This window comes from Niallia sp. RD1, assembly GCF_024219955.1.
GTDB lineage: Bacteria > Bacillota > Bacilli > Bacillales > Cytobacillaceae > Niallia > Niallia alba.
Genome location: NZ_CP100420.1, coordinates 2,005,498 through 2,026,418, shown reverse-complemented (window position 1 = coordinate 2,026,418; position 20,921 = coordinate 2,005,498). Strand labels below are relative to the sequence as shown.

Annotated in this window: 15 protein-coding genes and 2 pseudogenes; 12 read left to right on the top strand and 5 right to left on the bottom strand. The window is 34.5% G+C overall.

Annotated features, from left to right (window positions below):
* Positions 1 to 76 precede the first annotated feature (76 nt).
* Positions 77 to 421: a hypothetical protein gene (locus tag NKG37_RS09655; protein WP_017697713.1), complete on the top strand. Its 345-nt coding sequence runs from the start codon at positions 77 to 79 to the stop codon at positions 419 to 421.
* Between the two features lie 1,056 nt (positions 422 to 1,477).
* Here the strand turns inward: NKG37_RS09655 and NKG37_RS09650 are convergent.
* Positions 1,478 to 1,651 (bottom strand): hypothetical protein, encoded by a 174-nt coding sequence (locus tag NKG37_RS09650; protein WP_017695329.1) that lies wholly within the window; start codon positions 1,649 to 1,651, stop codon positions 1,478 to 1,480.
* A 356-nt stretch (positions 1,652 to 2,007) separates the two neighbouring features.
* Here NKG37_RS09650 and NKG37_RS09645 point away from each other — a divergent pair, with 356 nt between their 5' ends.
* From NKG37_RS09645 to NKG37_RS09615, 7 genes and pseudogenes are all read left to right on the top strand, one after another.
* Positions 2,008 to 2,214, top strand: a complete 207-nt coding sequence (locus tag NKG37_RS09645) for a DUF1657 domain-containing protein (protein WP_160549936.1) — start codon at positions 2,008 to 2,010, stop codon at positions 2,212 to 2,214.
* 77 nt (positions 2,215 to 2,291) lie between these two features.
* Positions 2,292 to 2,747, top strand: coding sequence for a YhcN/YlaJ family sporulation lipoprotein (locus NKG37_RS09640; protein WP_254416146.1), 456 nt, complete (start codon positions 2,292 to 2,294; stop codon positions 2,745 to 2,747).
* A gap of 17 nt (positions 2,748 to 2,764) precedes the next feature.
* Positions 2,765 to 3,244: pseudogene (gene spoVAC, locus NKG37_RS09635) on the top strand (stage V sporulation protein AC).
* Positions 3,244 to 4,254, top strand: a pseudogene (gene spoVAD / locus NKG37_RS09630) (stage V sporulation protein AD). The pseudogenes spoVAC and spoVAD overlap by 1 nt, the downstream one beginning before the upstream one ends.
* A gap of 5 nt (positions 4,255 to 4,259) precedes the next feature.
* Complete coding sequence (gene spoVAE, locus NKG37_RS09625) at positions 4,260 to 4,610, top strand: stage V sporulation protein AE (protein WP_254416145.1); 351 nt, start codon at positions 4,260 to 4,262, stop codon at positions 4,608 to 4,610.
* Between the two features lie 13 nt (positions 4,611 to 4,623).
* Complete coding sequence (locus tag NKG37_RS09620; RefSeq protein ID WP_017695336.1) at positions 4,624 to 4,830, top strand: DUF1657 domain-containing protein; 207 nt, start codon at positions 4,624 to 4,626, stop codon at positions 4,828 to 4,830.
* A gap of 17 nt (positions 4,831 to 4,847) precedes the next feature.
* Entirely contained in the window at positions 4,848 to 5,708 is an 861-nt protein-coding gene (locus NKG37_RS09615; RefSeq protein ID WP_017695337.1) for a DUF421 domain-containing protein, read from the top strand.
* Between the two features lie 556 nt (positions 5,709 to 6,264).
* Here the strand turns inward: NKG37_RS09615 and NKG37_RS09610 are convergent.
* Positions 6,265 to 6,834 (bottom strand): cupin domain-containing protein, encoded by a 570-nt coding sequence (locus NKG37_RS09610; RefSeq protein WP_033880424.1) that lies wholly within the window; start codon positions 6,832 to 6,834, stop codon positions 6,265 to 6,267.
* A gap of 302 nt (positions 6,835 to 7,136) precedes the next feature.
* On the opposite strand from NKG37_RS09610, the gene NKG37_RS09605 reads away from it, so the two are divergent.
* The 4 genes from NKG37_RS09605 to NKG37_RS09590 all read left to right on the top strand — a co-directional run bounded on the left by NKG37_RS09605 (position 7,137) and on the right by NKG37_RS09590 (position 10,861).
* On the top strand, positions 7,137 to 7,706 hold the full coding sequence (locus tag NKG37_RS09605) for a recombinase family protein (RefSeq protein WP_016766703.1): 570 nt from the start codon (positions 7,137 to 7,139) through the stop codon (positions 7,704 to 7,706).
* Between the two features lie 79 nt (positions 7,707 to 7,785).
* On the top strand, positions 7,786 to 8,199 hold the full coding sequence (locus NKG37_RS09600; protein ID WP_025910035.1) for an NUDIX hydrolase: 414 nt from the start codon (positions 7,786 to 7,788) through the stop codon (positions 8,197 to 8,199).
* A gap of 303 nt (positions 8,200 to 8,502) precedes the next feature.
* Positions 8,503 to 9,135 carry a tyrosine-type recombinase/integrase gene (locus NKG37_RS09595; RefSeq protein WP_254416144.1) on the top strand — a complete coding sequence of 211 codons (633 nt, stop codon included), beginning with the start codon at positions 8,503 to 8,505 and terminating at the stop codon, positions 9,133 to 9,135.
* A gap of 364 nt (positions 9,136 to 9,499) precedes the next feature.
* Entirely contained in the window at positions 9,500 to 10,861 is a 1,362-nt protein-coding gene (locus NKG37_RS09590; protein ID WP_254416388.1) for an IS4 family transposase, read from the top strand.
* Positions 10,862 to 10,966: 105 nt separating this feature from the next.
* Here the strand turns inward: NKG37_RS09590 and NKG37_RS09585 are convergent, their stop codons facing one another.
* The 3 genes from NKG37_RS09585 to NKG37_RS09575 all read right to left on the bottom strand — a co-directional run bounded on the left by NKG37_RS09585 (position 10,967) and on the right by NKG37_RS09575 (position 20,907).
* The gene (locus NKG37_RS09585; protein ID WP_254416143.1) at positions 10,967 to 11,320 is read right to left on the bottom strand and encodes a YxiJ-like family protein; all 354 of its coding nucleotides are present in this window, start codon (positions 11,318 to 11,320) and stop codon (positions 10,967 to 10,969) included.
* Positions 11,321 to 11,355: 35 nt separating this feature from the next.
* Positions 11,356 to 17,514, bottom strand: coding sequence for a DNRLRE domain-containing protein (locus tag NKG37_RS09580; RefSeq protein WP_254416142.1), 6,159 nt, complete (start codon positions 17,512 to 17,514; stop codon positions 11,356 to 11,358).
* Between the two features lie 429 nt (positions 17,515 to 17,943).
* The gene (locus NKG37_RS09575; protein ID WP_224427772.1) at positions 17,944 to 20,907 is read right to left on the bottom strand and encodes a Tn3 family transposase; all 2,964 of its coding nucleotides are present in this window, start codon (positions 20,905 to 20,907) and stop codon (positions 17,944 to 17,946) included.
* Positions 20,908 to 20,921 lie beyond the last annotated feature (14 nt).

The window sequence follows — 20,921 nt, the reverse complement described above, 5'->3', positions numbered from 1 at the left end:
AAAAATTAGAATAAAAAAATAATAAACGGAGAAAATAATTTAGGAATATAAATGACGATAGAAAGGGCGGTAAAAAATGAATCTAAAGTGGTTAAGACTATTAACAGCAGTTTTTCTATCTGCCATCATGTTAATGGGGTGTAATAATGTAGAAGAGGATAATGATCCACCACCACCTGATATAGAAGAGCCAATTGAAGATCCTAAAGATGCAAATGACCTAGATAATGTAGATGAAAATAAAGATGATGAAGCTGATTTAGTGCCTGATACAGAAGAACCAATTGAAGATCCTAAAGATGCAAATGACCTAGATAATGTAGATGAAAATAAAGATGATGAAGCTGATTTAGTGCCTGATACAGAAGAACCAATTGAAGATCCTGAAGATGTAAATGACCCGGATAATATAGATGAATAATGATTTAAAAAGGTATAGATTAATAAGTTTCAACACCGTTTGTTTAGAACTGCTTCTTGTAGGAGAAGATGACAAAAGTGGGAAATAGAGTAATGGACAGCTTTAAAGCTGCCCATTACTCTATTTATTATGTAATTCTCCTTAGGTCCAGATAAAAGAAATGTCCTCCTAATAAACATCAAGTCCACTGTTTTCGAGCTGACAGTTTAAAAATACTTTTAAACATTTTAAATCATTTCTACTAGTTTTTCCTCTATAGCATGGATCATATCAACTAGTCATTTTTTAAACATTTCATTAATTTCCCAAGATTCGATTCGTTATATAAGTGGTCTGTGGGTCCATACCTTTACCAATTAAATAGGTCATTGCAGCAACTTCCTCCAATGCATGGACATATACGTATCTTTTGCTTTTTCTAATTCATATTTTACAAAAGGGGAAAGAAGAAATCGAAACCCTGAATATAGGAGACTTAGTGACACTAACTTCTTAACTATGATGGACAATATTATGGTATATAAGGGAGGATGAGGAAGTGAGGGGGATACTATGAGTGATAAAAAAAGAGAATCTTGATTTTTCGTTCAAGCATATTGGGCAGCGATTGGCTTATGTATGATTTAAGTTTTACCAGCGTGACCTATATAGTGCTTTTGTAAGGAGGCTTCTTTCTTGAGGAAATTTATTTTTAAAAGATTATTTCTTTTAGGAAGAGCGTTACTATCTATTTTAGGAATGAAGTAGCCAGAAGGAGCTAAAAATTGAAGTTGGAACTTTTGTTATTCCAAAAATATGTCCTACTTACATTTTTGGAAGACGGGATGATTATATGATTATGATAGCCAATAGAAAAAATGCGTTTCTTATTGATTCTGAGACCCTTTATTTAAATTGATGTAAATGTCCTTGAGTGTATGTGGGTGGGACATAGGGGCGGTCCCTATTGGCTACTCTAACACTTAGGATAATTCTATTACCCTAAAACGAAAGTGTCCTTTCACCTTGTCCCTCAATTACCCTAGAAATTGCTATACACAAATGAATATGCTTATTTTAATGTATCCTGTCCCAAATCCTACTTAGATCTAAGGGAACATACACTTTATCGCCATGAATTTCCTTATGTATAATAGGATTTTTAAAACTCTCCTCTAAACTTACAAAAAAATTCTTTTGTCTAGCCCGTGGTTTTGGTCCTAAAACCATTTCACTATAATCTTTATGCATATTTCCTATTCTCCTTTGATAATTTTCCACTTTCGTATGTTAAATAATTTATAACACAAACCTGCAACTATTACTCCATTTCTAAAACAAAAAGCAAATATGTCTATGTTTGGACTAAAACTCACAGTAACCATGAATAAATCAACTGAATTTTAATCACTTTTGTAAAAAAGCGTGATTTTCAATTTTCACTACCCTTCCTCTCGCAGAGTTTTACTTACAAAATGTATTTTTACCAAAAACATTAAAATATTTCATATTTGAATTTTTTAATATTGATATATATTTAAAACTAAATGAATAAATATATATTTTATTTAGCACCATATTAATGTCAACCATAGGAGGTGTTATTCATGACAGTCATCAATGACGTTAAAACAGCTTTAGCAGGATTAAAAAGCGCTCAAGCTAGCTTTGAAACATTTGCTCTCAGTACGGATAATCAACAAGCTAAGCAACTTTATCAAGATGCTGCTACACAAACCCAATCTGTTATTGATAATGTTGAACCACGTGTTCAACAAATCGAACAAGAAGAACCTCAATACAAACAACAATAATGAGTATGGCGAAAAGGTTGGTTGAGAGGCCAACCTTTTTTAGCATCCCAATACTGGTAAAACATGGAGGTGATTTCATGAAAGTGAAAATATTATTTTTCATTTTAATCCTTATCGGAATGGCTTCAGGGTGTAACGGGAACCAAAATCAGTTAGATAATAATAATGATTTGAGTATTTCACAAGTACATACAAGTAAACCAATTGATCAATCTGTTGCCAATCATGCTAAAGAAAAGATTATCACTAAGGAAGAAATTTCGGATGTAAAGGCTGTGAATACAGATAATGAGCTTTTAGTAGCGATAAAAGTCGGAAATTTCAACCGTTTCCGATTAAAAAATATCGAGAAGTCAGTTAAATCTGACTTAAAAAAAATGTATCCCGATCATAAAGTATTTGTTTCGAGTGATAAAAAAATGTTCTGGGAACTTGAAAACATAGAACAGAGACTGAAAAAAAACGATACGAATGAGAAAAACTTAAAAAAGGATTTAAATAAACTGAAAAGTCTTATGAAGGAACAAACATAAAGAGAAAGGAACGAGTTATGTCTAATAATCAAAAGAAACAACTCACTCCTGTGCAACAGGAATACCAAAAATTGCAAAAATAACGAGAGATTAAAAGACCGGTTGTTAAAAATTGTATAAAGGCCTTTATAACTGGTGGACTTATCTGTCTGATCGGTCAGTGTATTTCTGACTTTTACATTTATTTTTTTGATTTTACTGAGCAAACGGCCGGAAATCCGACAGTGGGTACGTTAATTTTTATTACGATGCTTCTTACTGGTTTTGGTGTATATGATCGAATGGCCCAATTTGGAGGGGCTGGAACAGCTGTACCCGTAACTGGTTTTGGCAATGCGGTCATATCACCTGCCATTGAGCATCGTTCCGAAGGATTTGTACTGGGCGTAGGCGGCAACATGTTTAAATTAGCAGGGGCGGTTATTTTATTTGGTGTTTTTTCTGCTTTTGTCATTGCCCTCATCAAGACCATTTTAATCCAGTGGGGTGGTTTATAATGCTTGCAGGTCATCGTACATGGATCTTTGAACACAAACCTGTGATACTTTCTACTGGAACAGTTGGAGGACCATTTGAAGCAAACGGAGCGATCGCAGAAGATTTCGATCTCCTTCATGCTGATTTATGGCTTGGACAGGATTCCTATGAAAAGGCACATAAAGTCCTTTTTGAAGAAGCCTGTCAAAAAGCCATGGAAAAAGGGGGCATCCAAAAAGATCAAGTTCAATTTATCCTAGCTGGGGATCTGATCAACCAGATAACTCCGACAAGTTTTGCCAGTCGAACAATTGGATCTCCGTATTTTGGTTTATTCGGTGCCTGCTCTACGTCTATGGAAGGACTGGCTCTAGGTGCTTATATTGTGAATACAAAAGGAGCTAAATATTTATTAACAGGAGCATCTAGTCATGATACAGCTGTTGAAAAACAATTTCGGTATCCAACTGAGTATGGTGGACAAAAACCTCCTACGGCACAATGGACTGTTACTGGTGCCGGTGCGGCCCTATTAAGTGATTCTGGGGATGGACCTCGTGTCACTTCTGCCACAATAGGCCGTGTGATTGATATGGGTCTGACAGATCCATTTAACATGGGATGAGCTATGGCGCCAGCTGCGGTTGATACCATTGAAGCCCATTTAAAGGAACGAAATGTTGAGCCATCTTATTACGATTTAATTGTAACCGGTGACCTTGGCCAAATCGGACAGGAAGTGTCCATGGATCTATTTAAAAAGCATGGAACTCCTATTAGTGAAGAACAATACCAAGATTGTGGCCTTATGATTTATCGGGAGGGGCAGCCGGTTCTCTCAGGAGCAAGTGGAGCAGGATGTTCAGCAACAGTAGTTTATGGTCATCTATTGAACCGTATGAAAAAAGGTGAATTTAAAAAAATGTTAGTCGTAGCTACAGGTGCTTTACTCTCACCATTGTCCTTTCAGCAAAATGAAACCATTCCTTGTATTGCCCATGCAGTGTCGATTGAATACGGAGGTGAATAATAAATATGATCTATTTTTGGGCTTTTGTTGTAGGCGGTTTGATTTGTATCATTGGGCAAATTATGTTTGATGTATTTAAATTGACACCAGGTCATACCTTAAGTGCTCTTGTAGTGGTGGGTGCCATTTTAGATGGGGTTGGTTTATATGAACCCTTGATTGATTTTGCTGGGGCAGGGGCTACTGTTCCGATTACCAGCTTTGGGAATTCTCTTGTACATGGTGCGATGCAAGAAGCCGAAAAACATGGGTTAGTTGGTGTGATGACAGGAATGTTTGAAGTAACTAGCTCTGGTATTTCAGCTGCTATTATTTTTGGGTTTCTAGGTGCGCTGATTTTTAAACCAAAGGGATAAGGGAGGATATCGAATGACAATTGCATCAGATGTAAAACAGTCACTTGCCAGCCTTAAAGGTGTAGAAGCCAGTCTTTCAAGTTTAGCATTACGAACTCTAGATAATGAATCGAAACGTACACTACATGAAACTATGATGATTTTACATGAAGTAGTAACGGATTTAAAAAAACGAATTGGAGAACTAGAACGAGAAGAATTCCAATATAAAGGATTTTAAGATAGGAGGGTCTACTAATGCCTCTTTGGCTAAATGTTGTTTCTCGAGTTATTTTGTTTATGATTGTTCTGTTTTTTATCACAAAATTTCTAGGTAAAAAGCAACTATCCCAACTTTCTTTCTTCGAATATGTAACAGGTATTACGATAGGAGGAATTGCAGCAATCGTTATTCTTGAAGTCAGACATAGCATTTTTATAGGTGGATTAGCAATTGTGACAATGGCAGCGATCCCTTATTTAGTTAGTCTCATTTCTTTAAAAAGTAAAAAGCTCCGTGACTTTGTAGAAGGGAAAGGATCTGTATTTATCAAAGATGGAAAAATCATGGAAGATAATCTAAAAAAAGAAAGATACACAACGGATGAGTTATTAGAATTACTTCGAAAAAAAGATGTTTTTCAGGTAGCTGATGTCGAATTTGCGGTGTTAGAGCCAACGGGGGATTTATCCGTGATGTTAAAAAAAGAGAATCAACCTTTAACAGCAAAGGATCTAAACTTAACGACCGCTTCAGTTAAAGAGCCCCAGACTGTCATTATGGATGGTATAGTAATGGATGAGCCACTTGCCACCATTGATCGAAGTCGAGCTTGGTTACATACTGAATTAGAAAAATTAGGGGTTACGATAGAAAATGTATTCCTTGGACAAGTAAATTCCTATGGTGAACTAACAGTGGACTTGTTTGACGATAAATTACAAGTCGCTTCCCCTCAAGAAAGACCTTTAATCCTTTCAACCTTGAAAAAATGCCAAGCAGATTTAGAATTATTTGCTCTTGGAACTGAATCAAAGGAGGCCAAACAAATGTATAGGTTAAACAGTGAAAAATTACAAGAAGCTATTGATAAAGTGACCCCTATTTTAAGAGCTTGAAATTATAAAGCATGTAGGAGTATTAGTGAGGCAGTTTCAAGAAAACATGATTTCTTTCATTCCTATCTTAGACTGAAAATCAGCCCTTACATTTCATGCCAAATAGGCATTTATAGCAAAACAGTTCGTACGAGGCTCCAAGTCAAGTCCTTAAACGCATATTCTGTGGATACATATAAACAATGATAAAGGGTGCAACATATCAATGTTTTGTTGTTGATACTATATATAAGGTGCATATAGTTGAACGGTACGATTTGTCTTGAAAGGCTGAAGCTAAGGTTTCATCAGGCAAACGAGCCTATCATACCCATCTCTCCAAGTAAAGTCCTATGTTTGTATACGTTGTTGGATTATCCCATTTGGGGTGCAAAGCTAACCTTAACGCAGTTATTAATCCATATAACTAGCAGGACAAATTGTAGGCTATAATATTTTGCTATTTATTAAACGGAAAATGAATTTTGTCCAGCCTTTGAATACCTTCGTTACAAGAGTGATTCCCCATAAAATATGGGGATTACTAATTTGTGTTAGGGTTATCAGTCAAAAATTATTAATAGTGATTTTCTGAAGCCATGGCAATTGCCTTTGTCTCATGAACAGTACCATATGGATGTTGAGGTGGTGCATAAATGGAGTATAATTTTATTGGTTTATTACCTGTGTTCGTTAGATTATGCCATGTTCCTGCGGGTATCACGATTACATAGTCGTCATAGACATTGGCTTGAAAATCGTATATTCCTTTATTTTTCCCCATTTGAACAAGTCCTTGACCATCTTCAATATGGAGCAACTGATCCGATGTTGGGTGGATTTCCAATCCGATATCTTCTCCAACACCAATATTCATTAAAGTAACCTGCAAATGATTTCCCGTCCATAAAGCTATGCGGAAATTGTTATTCTTCTTGGCGGCCTGTTCAATATTAATTACAAATGGCTGCGGCCCGAAATCCTTTAATACATTGCCTCTATTATAAGGATTTTCATTATCGCCCAAATTATTTTTCCAGTTATAATAATGGGGATTCCAGTCGTTACACCAATTATTGTCATACCGGTTATAATACATTGGATTTTGCCATTGATGGTAATAACCTAATTGTCGGTACAAATTCATTCTCCTTTCACAGACGTATTTATCCCTTTAATATATGTCACTTTTTTTAAAAACGTGTATTTACGCAGCAGGATTACTATATTGTAAATGTAACGATTTATTTTTAATTAAATAACTTTTTTTTACTCAACTAGATTACCAAAAACCAGTGTTTTTGTAATGTACGCCCATCGCCCTAATGTCCTTTGATTTTATTAAGATTAACAGTTACCAAAAATAATTACCAAAAGTATTACCAAATACCTTTACAATAAGTGGCCCTCTAGTAAAATAAAAATATACAATTTTATTGGAGGTTACAAATGATTATTGGTTATGCTCGGGTGTCTACAATTGACCAAAACTTAGATCGGCAAATTGGTATGCTTAATGAATATGGTTGTGAAAAAATAGTTAAGGAGAAATTTACTGGTACAGTTAAAGATCGAAAGGGACTTCATCAACTTTTTGATGTTATCCGTAAAGGCGATACAGTTGTAGTGGAGAGCATCTCCCGTTTAGGACGTAAAACATTGGATATCCTCAACATTATTCAACAGTTAGAAGAGATGGGGGTTCAATTCATTTCTTTAAAAGAAAATATGGATACAAGAACCTCTACAGGTAAAGCCATGTTTCAAATGATGTGTGTCATTGCTGAATTAGAGAGGAACCTTATTGCTGAAAGAGTAAAGGAAGGACTTGAAGCAAGTAAAAGACGTGGGAAAACATTAGGTAGACCCAAGTTGGATAAAGAAAAGCTTGCTGTTGCGCTACGGATGTATGATAGTGAAGAATATTCTATAAAGGAGATAGTCTCAGCAACTGGAATATCTCAAGGTTCCTTATATAGAGCAGTTAATAGAAGAAAGTTTGAAGAAATAAAAAAATAGGGTGCAGTTGTAGAGGGAAAATAAAGTGGTTTAAAATTTGTATATTTTACATCCATTCGCTTAGGAGGGTTTATGTTTGATGGAAGAAGTAAAAGTAGTCTATGCACTAATTAAAAATGAGTCCAATCAGATTTTAATGGTCGATAATCATGAGGGACATTGGTCTTTTCCAGGTGGAAGAGTTAAAGCAGGTGAGTCATTAGTGGAAGCTGTAATTCGTGAAGTATATGAGGAAACCGGACTAACAATTGAACCGGGAAAAATATTAGCCATTAACGAAGGTAAGTTTTTAAAAAGGAACCATCATGCTATCTTCTTTACTTTTGAAGGACAAATTGTAGGTGGAATTGAAGAAATTAAGATGCCGGAAGAAATATTCCAACTTGAATGGGTCGATATTGAACAAGTAGAACAACGGGCTCCCTATTATTTAGAAGGAATTAACAAACTTTTACAAGGGCATGCACTATATTACAACCAAGGAACAATATAAAGGGGTTGAAATGGGTTATTATTCTCCTGAAATTAAACAACTTAAATCGTCTTGAAACAGCATTTTAATATTTTTCCAAGTTTACTTTGCGGTCTATAGCAAGAACCCTGTCACTAAGCCTTATTCGGTTCATTAAAGCATAGTAATTTACGAAAGTTTCAAGAGTGGTTACTGGAGGAACCTCTTGGAAAAGGTGGGAAACCATATGCAGCTGCTACATTAAATAGAAAGATGGTTATTCTGAAGAGTTTTTTCACTTTCCTTTATCAAAATGATTATATACAAACTCCCTTACATGAAAAGATGTTGAGTAGCAATATTAGAGAAGCAGATATACCGAATCGCGACCTTAGTTCCAATGAGGTCATACAACTGCTTGACTATTTTAAGGAACATCCAATCATTCATTGTTTTATTGCTACATTAGCTACAACCGGTTTAAGGATTCGAGAACTTTGTACTAGCAGGATTTCTGATATTACTTATCAAGATGGAGATTATTGGTTAAATGTAATGGGGAAAGGAAGAAAACAAAGAGAAGTCTTATTGCATCCAAATATAATAGAAGGAATTAAGTCATTTAGATTAAGAAGAAAATTAGATTTCCAACTTGACCCTACTGATGACTCTCCAATCTTTACAACTGCAAATGGTATGCCATACAGCTACAAATACTTATCTAATTATTTGACAAGACATATTAATAACGCTGATCTCACGTTTATAAAAATGAGAAAGACGCCAATTACTCCGCATTTTTTTCGGCATGCATATGCCATAATCAGTGCTGAAAATGGAGCAACATTGGAATCGATTAGTCCTAGTTTAGGTCACTCTAGTTACCGAACAACAGCCCGTTATCTCGAAAAAAGACTGTCTCGAAAGAATAGTGCATCACATTCATGGAAAAACTCAAACATTTTGAAGGAAATTTGAGTATTTTATACCTTCACGCTTGAGTGGAGGTATTTTTATTAATTCTAATTATAGACATTCCTTATTTATGATTACCGGTCTATATAACAGACCTGTAGTGTCAAAACTAACTAGTTATGACATCGAATGTGTTAAAAGATATTAAACTTTTCTAAAACAATAACAATCATAATACTGTTAACCAAAATTATTATAACTCAACTTTCGCACCAGAAAAATAAGTGCTAATCGTTAGCTGTATTGTGTTTAATATCTATTAAATATGTTGCTTGACAATGTTTTTTTTAAAATGAAAAAACACCTCATTCTTTGGTATAGTGTAATTGACGAGAAAACACTACCATACAGAAGAGGTGCTCCCTATATGATAGACCAAAATAGCCAATATAATCAACTACCAAATGAACTTAACTCTGTTTTTTCTGAGCTTGAAATGAATAAGCATTTACGCCAAGCCGGGATTAAAAAATCCTTTGGTTTTAGTTGCTCTTACTTATTTCAACTTGTTTTTTGCTTGATTTTCCAACATAAAAATTGGTTTGCCCTTCTTGATTCAAAGAAGGCGGATCAATTTCCAGCCAAAGATGCCGTCTATCGCTTTTTAAACCAATCAACTTTCAATTGGCGCCGTTTTTTATTACTGTTGAGTACTTTTACCATTCAAAAGGTGAACCGTCTTACAAATAAAAAACGTCCAAAAGTGTTTATTATCGACGATTCTGCTTATGACCGAAATCGTAGTAAAAAAGTGGAATTACTTGCACGTTGCTTTGATCACGCTTCCCTTAAAATGCGTTTCTATAAGGGCTTTCGTATGTTGACTTTGGGCTGGTCTGATGGCTACACATTTATGCCAATTGACTTTTCCCTAGTCAGTTCTAAGAAGTCTCAAATTAATGGAATCTCTGAACATATTGATAAACGTACCTGTGGCTATATGCGTCGAGAAAATGCCCTACAAACAGAGCCTGAACAAATCCCTGATATGATCAAACGTGCGTTAGCTAGTGGGATAGATGCCAGTTATGTCCTCATGGATTCTTGGTTTACATTACCACCACTTGTTAAAGCAATTGTGGATCAAGGATTAGACGTAATTGGTATGGTCAAAGAAACAAAACAGCGCTATAACGTAAACGGTAAAATGGCTTCTTTAAAGCAGCTTTATCGCTTGGCTGGGCCTGTTCAATCAAAGAAAGGAATTCTTCGTTCCATCCATACGACAATGGCTAACGGAACACCAATTAAAGTTGTATTTATTCAAAACAGAAACAAGAAGAGCGACTGGCTTGCCATCCTCAGTACCGATTGCACTCTTTCAGAACAGGACATCGTCCGAATCTATGGAATGCGTTGGGATATCGAGGTATTCTTTAAGATGGCCAAATCTCTTTTGAAACTTGAAAAAGAGTTCCAAAGCCGGTCTTATGATGCGCTTATTTGCCATACAACGATTGTGTTTACTCGTTATATCGTACTGTCATGGCAGAATCGCTGTAATACCGATCAACGTACAATCGGTGGTCTGTTTTACGAATTATGTGATGAAGTGAATGAACTTGATTGGGCTGTCGCATTACAGCAGTTGATCGAGCTTCTTCAAGACGCACTAAAACAAACGAATAAGAAAATCAAAAAGTTAATTCAAAGTCAACTCGAACAGTGGATCGCTGGCCTTCCTAGCTATATCAAGGCTTACTTGCCGATTTCACTCTGCGAAAGTTGAGTTATAAATATAGAGATTAACATAAAAAAACGCTATTACCTCCTAATTAATAAGAAATAATAGCGATCACAAGAAATATGAATCTCCACCGAACATCTTTATCTATTATATTTTTAATAATAATTGTCGTATATCTTCAAGCGTCTTAAGACATCCTTTAAAATCAGAAAACAAATGGTATTGTTTTTTTAGATTAGAATAGCACGGAAAATGCACAAAAAAATCTTTATCTAAAAGTCTTTTTTGTTTATGAGGAATCTTTTTATTATTCATTATATAGTCGAGACTTCCAGAAACAAGTGACCAGTAACTATCAAAGTCTCCAGTCAATGAAGTTTCTTCGTTATCTTCGATTAATTCATCTTCCATTTTAATTAAATCTTCTGATGGAAATTCAAGAGAGTTTAATAATATTTTAAACTCTTTCAGTTTTTTTAATGTTTCGTAATCAACCTGCATTGTAACCAACCTCACGTTAATATTATGAGAAAAAATTATCTTCTTTTCTTTCTCCAATTATTGTTCCAATAAGTTACTATCTTTCCAGATTTAGTGTAGTAACCACCTCTTTTTCCATTTACCACTTTATAACCTTTTTTTCCTGTCATAAGCGTATGCGGTTGTCTTTTACTCTTGTTAGAACGATAAAAGGCCCTCGCCATGTTTGTATATCTCTTTTGGCTATAACTTCTTCCAAATTTTGTAACATGTCTAGCGTGATGGTCACTCATGGATGCGTGACTACTTTTATAAGTTCCCTTGTACCAATACCTAGATGCACCTCTTGCAAGCCTGTATGATTTTACAGCCTTAAATGCCGCCCCACCAACTAAACCTATTCCAACTGCAACAGCTGCTTTCTTCCATCCTCCTCTTTTATAAGCTTTGTAACCATCATATGCTGCAAAGCCTACATTTACAGCCATCCAAAAGAAGTCTCCATCTGGGTCAACCTGCAATACTGGACTATTTCCAGCATAGGTGTAGCCATTTTGAGAAACTGGGTCATCATCATCACCAGGGTGCGAATCTAATGCAAGAAAGTTCCCATTTGAAGGATCATAGTATCTTGCTTTAAGATAGTAATGTTTTGTTTCGGTATCATAATAATAACTAGCATATCTAACAAAGTTTTCTTTAGCAATCGTGCCATTCTCACTAATTATATTCCCGAAGGAGCTATAAGTATATGACCCCACTTCTGAACCATTATTGTCTACAATACTTACAACATCACCTCGTTGATTTGTTAAGAAATAATAAGCCTTTTCTATCCAACTACCAGATGAATCTTTTTCCTTTATAATCATTCCGATTACTTTGCCATTTTCATCCCACTGGTAAAAACGATATCTTTGGATTTGATTATTTTCTTTAGTTACCTCTATAGCAAGATTATCATCTTCACCATCATAGTAATACTCATAAGTTTTAGTACCTATTATCTTTTTTGTTCTTAATCCATCTTCATCATATTCATATTGTGCAACAACTTTATTGTCTAGATATTTAACACTAGATTGATCACCATTTTCATTATATGTGTACTTATAATTATCATCCTGTAACAAATTCCCATCTAAATCATAAGTAAAGGAAATACTGTTCTTTTTAACAATTTGGTTCCCATTTTGATACTCATAAGATGTTGTCTCATTGCCATTCAGTAAAAGTTTTGTCCTGTTTCCTACTTTATCATACTGATATTCGTAAGTAGTGTTGTTTGGAAGCACTTCTTTTAACAGTTGGTCATTTTTGTCATAAACGTATTGAGATTCACCTGAACGATTAGTTTCTTTAATTATATTACCCGTTTTATCATATAAATATGAAAAAGATAAAGCTGTATCCGAACCTTTTGAATATATAATAGAAGATAAATTGTTAGCATTATCATAGGTAAAACCAGTTTTAAACAGGCCATCCTCTAAACTTGCAGCAGCCTTATTATTTTTTACATCATACGTGTAATCGATTTTCAAGGTAGTTTCTGTTCCTGAATCAGTTTTAACACTTTTTGTTTTACCTTCATCTGTATAAGTAAAAGCCTGGTTAATATGCAATGCCTGGGTAGAATCATCGTAATCAGTTTTTTGGCTTATGACTTGGTCCATTTCATCATACACATAATTTATTGAATATTTTCCTTGAATATATTTTTCAACTAAATTATTTGTAGTGTATGAATAGTTTTTCTCTACTTTTACTGTGTTTGTAACTGCATCACTGTAAACCCTTTTAGTTAATTGCCCTGCTTTGTCGTAGGTATTGGTCCACTGGATAGAGTTTTGCCCACTAGCATTTTTTATTGTCACACTTGTAAGTTGATCAACATCATCATAAACATAATTCTCGGTAATACCAGAATTTTGCTTTACTTTCTCTAGATTTCCATTCTTATCATAAGTGTTTACTGTAGTAATAGTTTCTGTCCCTCTAAATGGAAATTTAGATTCAACTAACTGGTCATTCCCGTCATATTTATAAGTTTTTTTATTTCCATTAGCATCGGTTAATGACAACATATTTCCGTTAGCATCGTAGGTATACGATGTCTTATTTCCGTTTCCATCGGTTACTGATGTTTTTACATCTGGATATAACTCATCTAATGTATATGTTGTAGTGCGATTCTCTGCGTCAGTTTCACTAATTACTTCACCGTAGTTATTGTAAGTAGTACTTATTGTGTTACCTTTTGCATCGGTAATAATAGTTTTATTATTTACGTCATCATAAGTTGTTGTAGTAAATGTATTATTAGGATTTAATACTTTAGTTTGTCTACCATTCTTATCATATTCGTACTTTGTTATTTCTTCTCCAACCTGACTACTAATTAAATTATAACCAGAGTATTGATTAATTGTTTTAACACCATCTGGATCAATCTGTTCAGTGACTTGGTTCTTATCATCATATTTATAAGTAGTCGTTTTACCTTCTTTATCTGTACTACTAATTACATTACCGTTTTCATCGTATTTACTTGTTTCAGTTTTTCCTAATTCATCTGTTACTGTCAATTCATTGTAGTTCGCATCATATATTGTTTTACTAGTTGTACCATCTGAATTAGTTACAGTTGAAATTGCATACGTGTTATTTGTCATATCACGATTATAAGTAGTCGTCTTGCCTTCCGTATCACTTACTAAATATTTATTAGAATCTTTATCATATTCATAGGTAGTAAGTACAGATTCTTTGCCGTCGCCTTGAGGAGTCAATACTTCTAGTGAATTAGTTTCGTAACTAAATGTATTAACATTATTTTTACCATCTGTATAACCAATCAACAATCCATCTTCATTATATTCAAATGAATTACTAATTGGATTTCTATTTGAATTTATCGCACTTAATGAAGTACCAGTTAATCTATTTTCTTCATCATAAGTGTATTTAATCGTACGATTATTATAACTAGATTCTGATATTAATTTGGCATCATTATAGGTAAACTTTATACTGTTGCGTATCACATTATTATCTGCGTCTACTTCTGCAATCTCAGATAATAGATTATTAGAGTACTTAAAAGCAATCCTGTTATTATTTTTATCTTGGTAATAGGAAAGTCTATATTTGTTAGCTTCAGTTGGATCTGCTTCAAAATACTTTGAAAAGCCATCACTATCTGTCAAAATGAAACCAGCTTTACTGTTGACAGTAGCATCTTTTAATTGTAAATACTTCCCTTTAGGCGAAGTATAAGCACCAGTACTAGTATTATAAACAAAATCATGTCGAGTACCATCTTCATCATAGTAATAAAAATCTGAAGAACTAGATGATTTTTTTACAAAATATTCGTTTCCATCAAATGTCCACCCTTTACCTAATGCAGAAGTTTGACTCGATTTTGAATTATAGTATCTACTAAAATCAAAATCTAATACTCCTCTTGCATATAAAGAATGGTCATTAAAACCTACGTTCACATTCCCTGTGGTTACGTTAACAGATGCAGTTGCGTTACCCATTGTGTGAGTTCCAACAGTGTAATAATCTTCTAATCCAGCTAATTCATCATTTGGAGCAAAAGAGCTAGTAATTGTTGAGGATGCTGCACTTAACCCTCTAGGACCGTCAATTTTATCTCTTTCACTTGGTGGTTCTGTATTGTCATTAATTGTATAAGCTCTTACTCTTACATCATAACCTTTTTTATTAAGTAAAGATGAATCAGTGGCTCCATTAGCTTTATAATATGGAGTAGGATCCATTGGAAGATAGTCTACATCAGGGAATAAACTAAAAGTTTCTCCATCTTCATCTTTCAAGGTTGACCAAGACGTAACATTTCCAACATCATAACTTTGATAACCACTTCCATCATTTATCTCTACGATGTAGCCACCAGCATCAGTTACCTTATCCCATTTAATATTAAGAATTCCTCGGTTATTTACATCATCCACGATTTCATTTGTTACGGAGATATTTTTCACTGTTGGTAAAGGTATATATCCGTACTGAGAATCAGATTGATCAGTAACTCCTAAAGCAGATTCTGCTTTAATTCTAATGGAGTAGCGTTTGAACATGAAATAATCGCCTGAATTTAGATAAACAGAGTACGGATTAATAGCAAGCTCTGAACCTAATTTATCTTTATGAAGAGCATACTTACCAGCTGCAATTTCAGAATCGGTTGGCCATATTTTCTGTCCTTTAGTTGACCATTTTGTTACATTACCAACTGAATACTCTTCGTATTCAACACCATTGAGTATTAGAACTTTATATCCTGTAGCACCAGGTACTGGATCCCATGAGATATCTAGCCATCCTCTTCCTTTATTCACAGAATCGTTTTCAGCATAGGAATATGCTTTTACTGTCGGGATATCTGGTATATCTACCTTATTAGCAGGTATAGCCTTTTTTACTTCAGCAGATAAAGAACTTGAACCATTCTCATAATTAGCCTTTACTTTAAATCCATATTCTTTTCTTGTTGTTGAAGTTCCACTCTTTGCAGAGTAAAAAGCACTTGGATCTACTGGAAGTTCGACACCAGTACCATCAAGTTTGTAACTACTGCTAGTGGAGTAAGGTGATTTAGGGAACAATTTTTTATTTTTTGAAGACCAGCTTGTCCCTGTACCTGTATAAACAGTCTCAAAACTTTTCCCATTATACATTTGTAATTCATAAGATTTAGCCCCATACATAGAAGGCCATGAAACATCTACGTAGCCTGTAGTCGCTCCATCAGCAGTTTGTGTAGCCTTTACAGTAGGATTCTTCATCGTTGGATAATGATAAGAAATAACAAGTTTTGCAACATTGGCAGTTTCAGCAGAGCCTAATTTTTTCCAATACGTTTGCCCATTTCCATTAGTATGAAGTTTAAACCCATCGTTTTGGTAGTCTCCATTTATCCAACCTTGAACTGTAGCTTTAACTGGAAAACTTGCCCATTGGTCTCTAGCTACCGTTGTGCTAGTTATGGCAGTTGAACCCGGTTTGTTACTCCAATTTAATTCATTTGCATACCAAGGACCTGTTACACGATCAACCCATAAACCTGTTTTTTGAGTAGCATAGTAAGCATGTGTTACATATGTTTTTAAGTCTGCAGAATCAACTACAGCACCTTTTAAATTAGTTAATGAAAACTTTATAAATGCATAGTTTGTTCCAGTAGTACTGTCATATTTACCTACTTTCAGGACGTATTCACCCTGACCAGAATCCCATTCTTTATTATAGTTAGTTGTTGGGTATGCACTTGAAACGAAGGAGTCACCCATAGCATCTACTGATACCGAAGGATCTATATATACTGGGAACACTCTTTCGTCCGACTCTAACCACTCTTTATCAACAACTAATTTAATAGAATATTGATTTTCACCAATAGACGATAATTCATAATGCAATTGATTAGACTTTACACCATTACCTAATCCATCATTAACATTAGAATCTTCCATCATAGGGGAAGGTAGAATAAACTCATTCTCTTTTGAATTTTTGTTTTCTAAGAAGCTTATAGATCCATCTTCTTCTAACTTGGGCGTTAAATCCGTATTAACCACATAGTTAAATTCATTTATTCCCTTGTATTCATTAATAATCCAATCTTCTTTCACTTCTTTATTTAAGGAAACATGTCTTAAATCTATACCTGGTAAAACATTTTTGTATGTTACTTTATTTTCGTTTGTTTCAGCATTTTGTTGTTGCTGTAAATTATAATTTTCTTTACCATCACTTGCAGTAATGTTCGTAAATTCAAGTGAATGGTCCCCAAATGTATATTTAATTTGTTCCTTTGAAGAAATTCTTGTCGGATATGAAGCTTCTAGCTGCGTTGTTTCTGTCTCCAATAATCCATTCTCTTTATTTACTTTAAGATCAGTAGAAATTTCTTCCCATTCACCATCGACTTTAGTGTGAATAGGCTCTGCAAATATCTCTTTAGTAAACTGCCCTTCATCACTAATAAATGTTTTTGAAAATTCATCTCTTTTACTTTCTATTTCTTCTGAATTTTCTAACGCATCATCGGATGTAATATTTTTATCCTCTACTATTGTCGCATCTTTAGTCTCTATACCAGTTTCAGCATGAGCATATACCGGTAATATAGAGATTAATAGCGTAATACTAAGAATTATTGCCATATATCTCTTAAACAAAAAAAGACCCCCTTTTATTTTTAAAATACGCTTAATTATAACTAGATTAGTTCATTTGGCATATAAATATAAATCTTCATATTTCGACATCACAAGACAAAAAACACCGTTTTTTAATATATACTAATAAAAAACGTTCTTTTTTAATGCTTTTTCGACATTTAAGGGAATTGTTTACTGAGTAGCTAAAAATAGGAAAATAAACCGTAGAATCTACAAGTGATTTCTTTATTTATAAAAATGCTATTTATAAATAGTTTTCTTTTCTTCCATGACCCTTTAAACAAAAGGAGTCTTTTTAATAGAAAAAAGACCATGAAAATGGCCTTTTTTTAACTCATATATTCCTCTAATAGGGGTACCGCCAGCATTTCGGAAAAAAACCACGCTAAGAGAACTTATTTGAAAAAAGAGCCAAAATTTACCCCGTTAAGAGTAAATCGGCTCTTTCATATTTAAAGGGCGTAAGGATTGTAAACTTGTTGAATGTAATCCCTCAAACTTATATTCTCCTAAGAAATTGATGTGTTCCCAACCTAAAGGCCATATATACGGCATTAAATCTTCTCGAAATTCGCCTGTATGTTTTAATTCTTCTACTGCTTTTTCCATATAAACCGTATTCCATACACTTATCGAATTAATAATAATATTAAGTGCACTGGCCCGTTGTAATTGATCTTGAAGAGCTCGCTCTCTAAACTCTCCGCTCTTTCCAAAAAATATGGCTCTAGCTAAGGCATTTGTAGCCTCACCCTTGTTTAAACCTTTTTGTATTTTCCTTCTCACTGATTTACTTGAGATATAGTCTAAGGTGAAGATAGTTTTTTCTATTCGTCCCATTTCACCAAGAGCGGTTGCCAATTTATTTTGTCTTGCATAAGATCCAAGTTTCCCCATTATAAGTGAGCTAGATACTTTACCTGTTCTTACTGAGTATGCTAACCGTAAAACATCATTGTAATTTTCTTGAATGACCTTTAAATTAATTTTACCTTTTAATAGTGCCTGAACATTTGGATATTCTTGCACACCGTTAATAGTAAAAAGTTTCGTATCCATTAAGTCACGAATACGTGGTGCAAAGCGGAAGCCTAGAAGATGTGTTAATCCGAAAACTTGATCTGTATATCCAGCGGTATCTGTATAATGTTCTTCAATCATGAGGTCTGTTTCATGATGAAGTAAACCGTCAAGGACGTATAGTGCATCTCGGGCATTTGTATTAATTACTTTTAAATAGAAGGAAGCAAATTGATCACTTATAAACCTATAGATAGTTGCTCCTCTTCCTGTTCCATAATGCGGGTTTGAATCAGCATGTAAAGAGCGAACGCCAATAGGTACCCGCATTCCATCTGAGGACGATGTATTACCGTCTCCCCAATATGTTGCTAATTGTCGCCGATGTTGAAAATTAACCAGAACAGACTGAGCTCGAACCATAGCATCATCATACATTCTCCATTGTGCAGTGTTTGCCATTTGTCTATAAGAGATTCCAGGAGTAGCCTCTGCCATTTTTGTAAGACCAATATTTGTTCCCATTGCCATCAGAGTTGCTAATACTATATTCTTCTCTTCTTGATCAGGAGATTTGTTCGTTGAAGCATGAATAAATTGCTCATGAAATCCAGTCCAGCTGGCTACTTCTAATAGTAAATCTGTGAGCTTTATTCTTGGCAACATATTATGTAGACGGATACTAAATGCTTTTGCTTCTTCTGGAGTCCCTTTATCTAACCTTTCCACATATAGCTTTCCTTGGCTGATATCAACACCTTCTAATTTTTCACTGTTTTTTGATAACCAGTCCAAACGTTGGTTTAGCGAAGTAATCCTTTCTGTTAAGTACTCCTCGACCGTTAAAGGAACTGCCAAGTAATTTTCCACATTTATTATGTTTCTCCAATCCTCTTCAGATATTAAGTAATCATCAAATGCCTTATGCTGTCTACTTCCTGAAACAAATATATCTCCTGATCTTATGTAATTTCGCAACTCTGTTAATGCTGCCAGTTCGTAATAATGTCGGTTAACATTACCTTCGTCGTCATACACATGTTTTTGCCAACGATTTGATACAAAATTCAAAGGTGCACTCATCGGTACTTTTCGCTTTCCGTTTATGTTTAAATCATGTATAGTATGAAGCGCTTGAAGTACTGGCTCTGCCGATTTAGTTGATCCAAACTGGAAGACCCTTAATAGGGCAGGCGCATACCGCCTGATATAGGAATATCTAGTCTCCAACAAATCTAAATAATCATAGCTTATAGGTCTTGATAACTGTTTGGCTTCCTCAACCGATTCCACCATTTTATCCCACGGCATAACATCATCTAGAGCTGTAAAAGCATCTTTCCCTACTTCTTTCGCTTCAATAAGTGCTCCACATATCTTGATAAATTGTACAAGTTTTTCATTCAGTTTTTTACCATTTACTTTTTGCATCTCATCTTGTGCTTTTTTTCCTTTTAATTGAAGATTCATCATGATACGGTCGTGTATTTCAATTGCATAATCGATTAAATCTTGTGTAATTTCTAGCATAAAAGCAACTAAAATACTGTATCTTCTTACTTCATCAAATCTTCTAAAGGCATACGGTTCATATTTTGATCCTAATCTTGCAAGCTGCCGAAGGCGGTTGGAATTAATCTTGCTCGTATCAACTACAAGCCCTATATCTTTTACATATTCAAACCGCTCCACAACCTTGAGAAAAGACTCTGGTGATGGTTGAGAAGGAAGCAGTTTTAACCAAGCTAATGGCGAAATTCCATTGTTTGTGGGTAGAAGTAAAGCATCTATTCTTTTCTTTTGTTCAGATGTTAAGTCATCATACAAAATACTGTATACCTTTTGATCTGCTTGCTGTTTGGCTTCCCAAACTATATTTTCAATTACATACATGGCAGGAAGAATAACTTTTGATTTCCGTAACATGGACAGTGCTATTTCAATTAAATGAAGTGAGTTGCTGTTTTCCATAGCTTGTTGTGTAAGATGTTTCAACAGATTTTCTTCATGTTTAGAAGAAAAATTACTGTACTCATACTCTTCACGAATTTCACTAAGATGCTCCCATAATGTGTTATTACGATTAGCATATTTAGAAAATTCTTCTGCAGGAATCTGTAGCTGTCTTGCGATATGGTTAATTACTGACATAGGAATATCTATATACTCGGTTAAAGACCAGCCAGGATAACGAATTAATGCAAGCTGAAGAGCAAATCCTAAACGATTGTATCCTCTACGGTGCTTGAATATTAAATGTAAGTCATGTTTAGAAAAGGTATGAAATGTTACCAAATCCCATTCTGTTAAACGTGATAAATCCATTAACTCATTTCGTTGTGCCTCTGACAGTAATTGTTTAACTCCCATTGTTTCCCCATTGC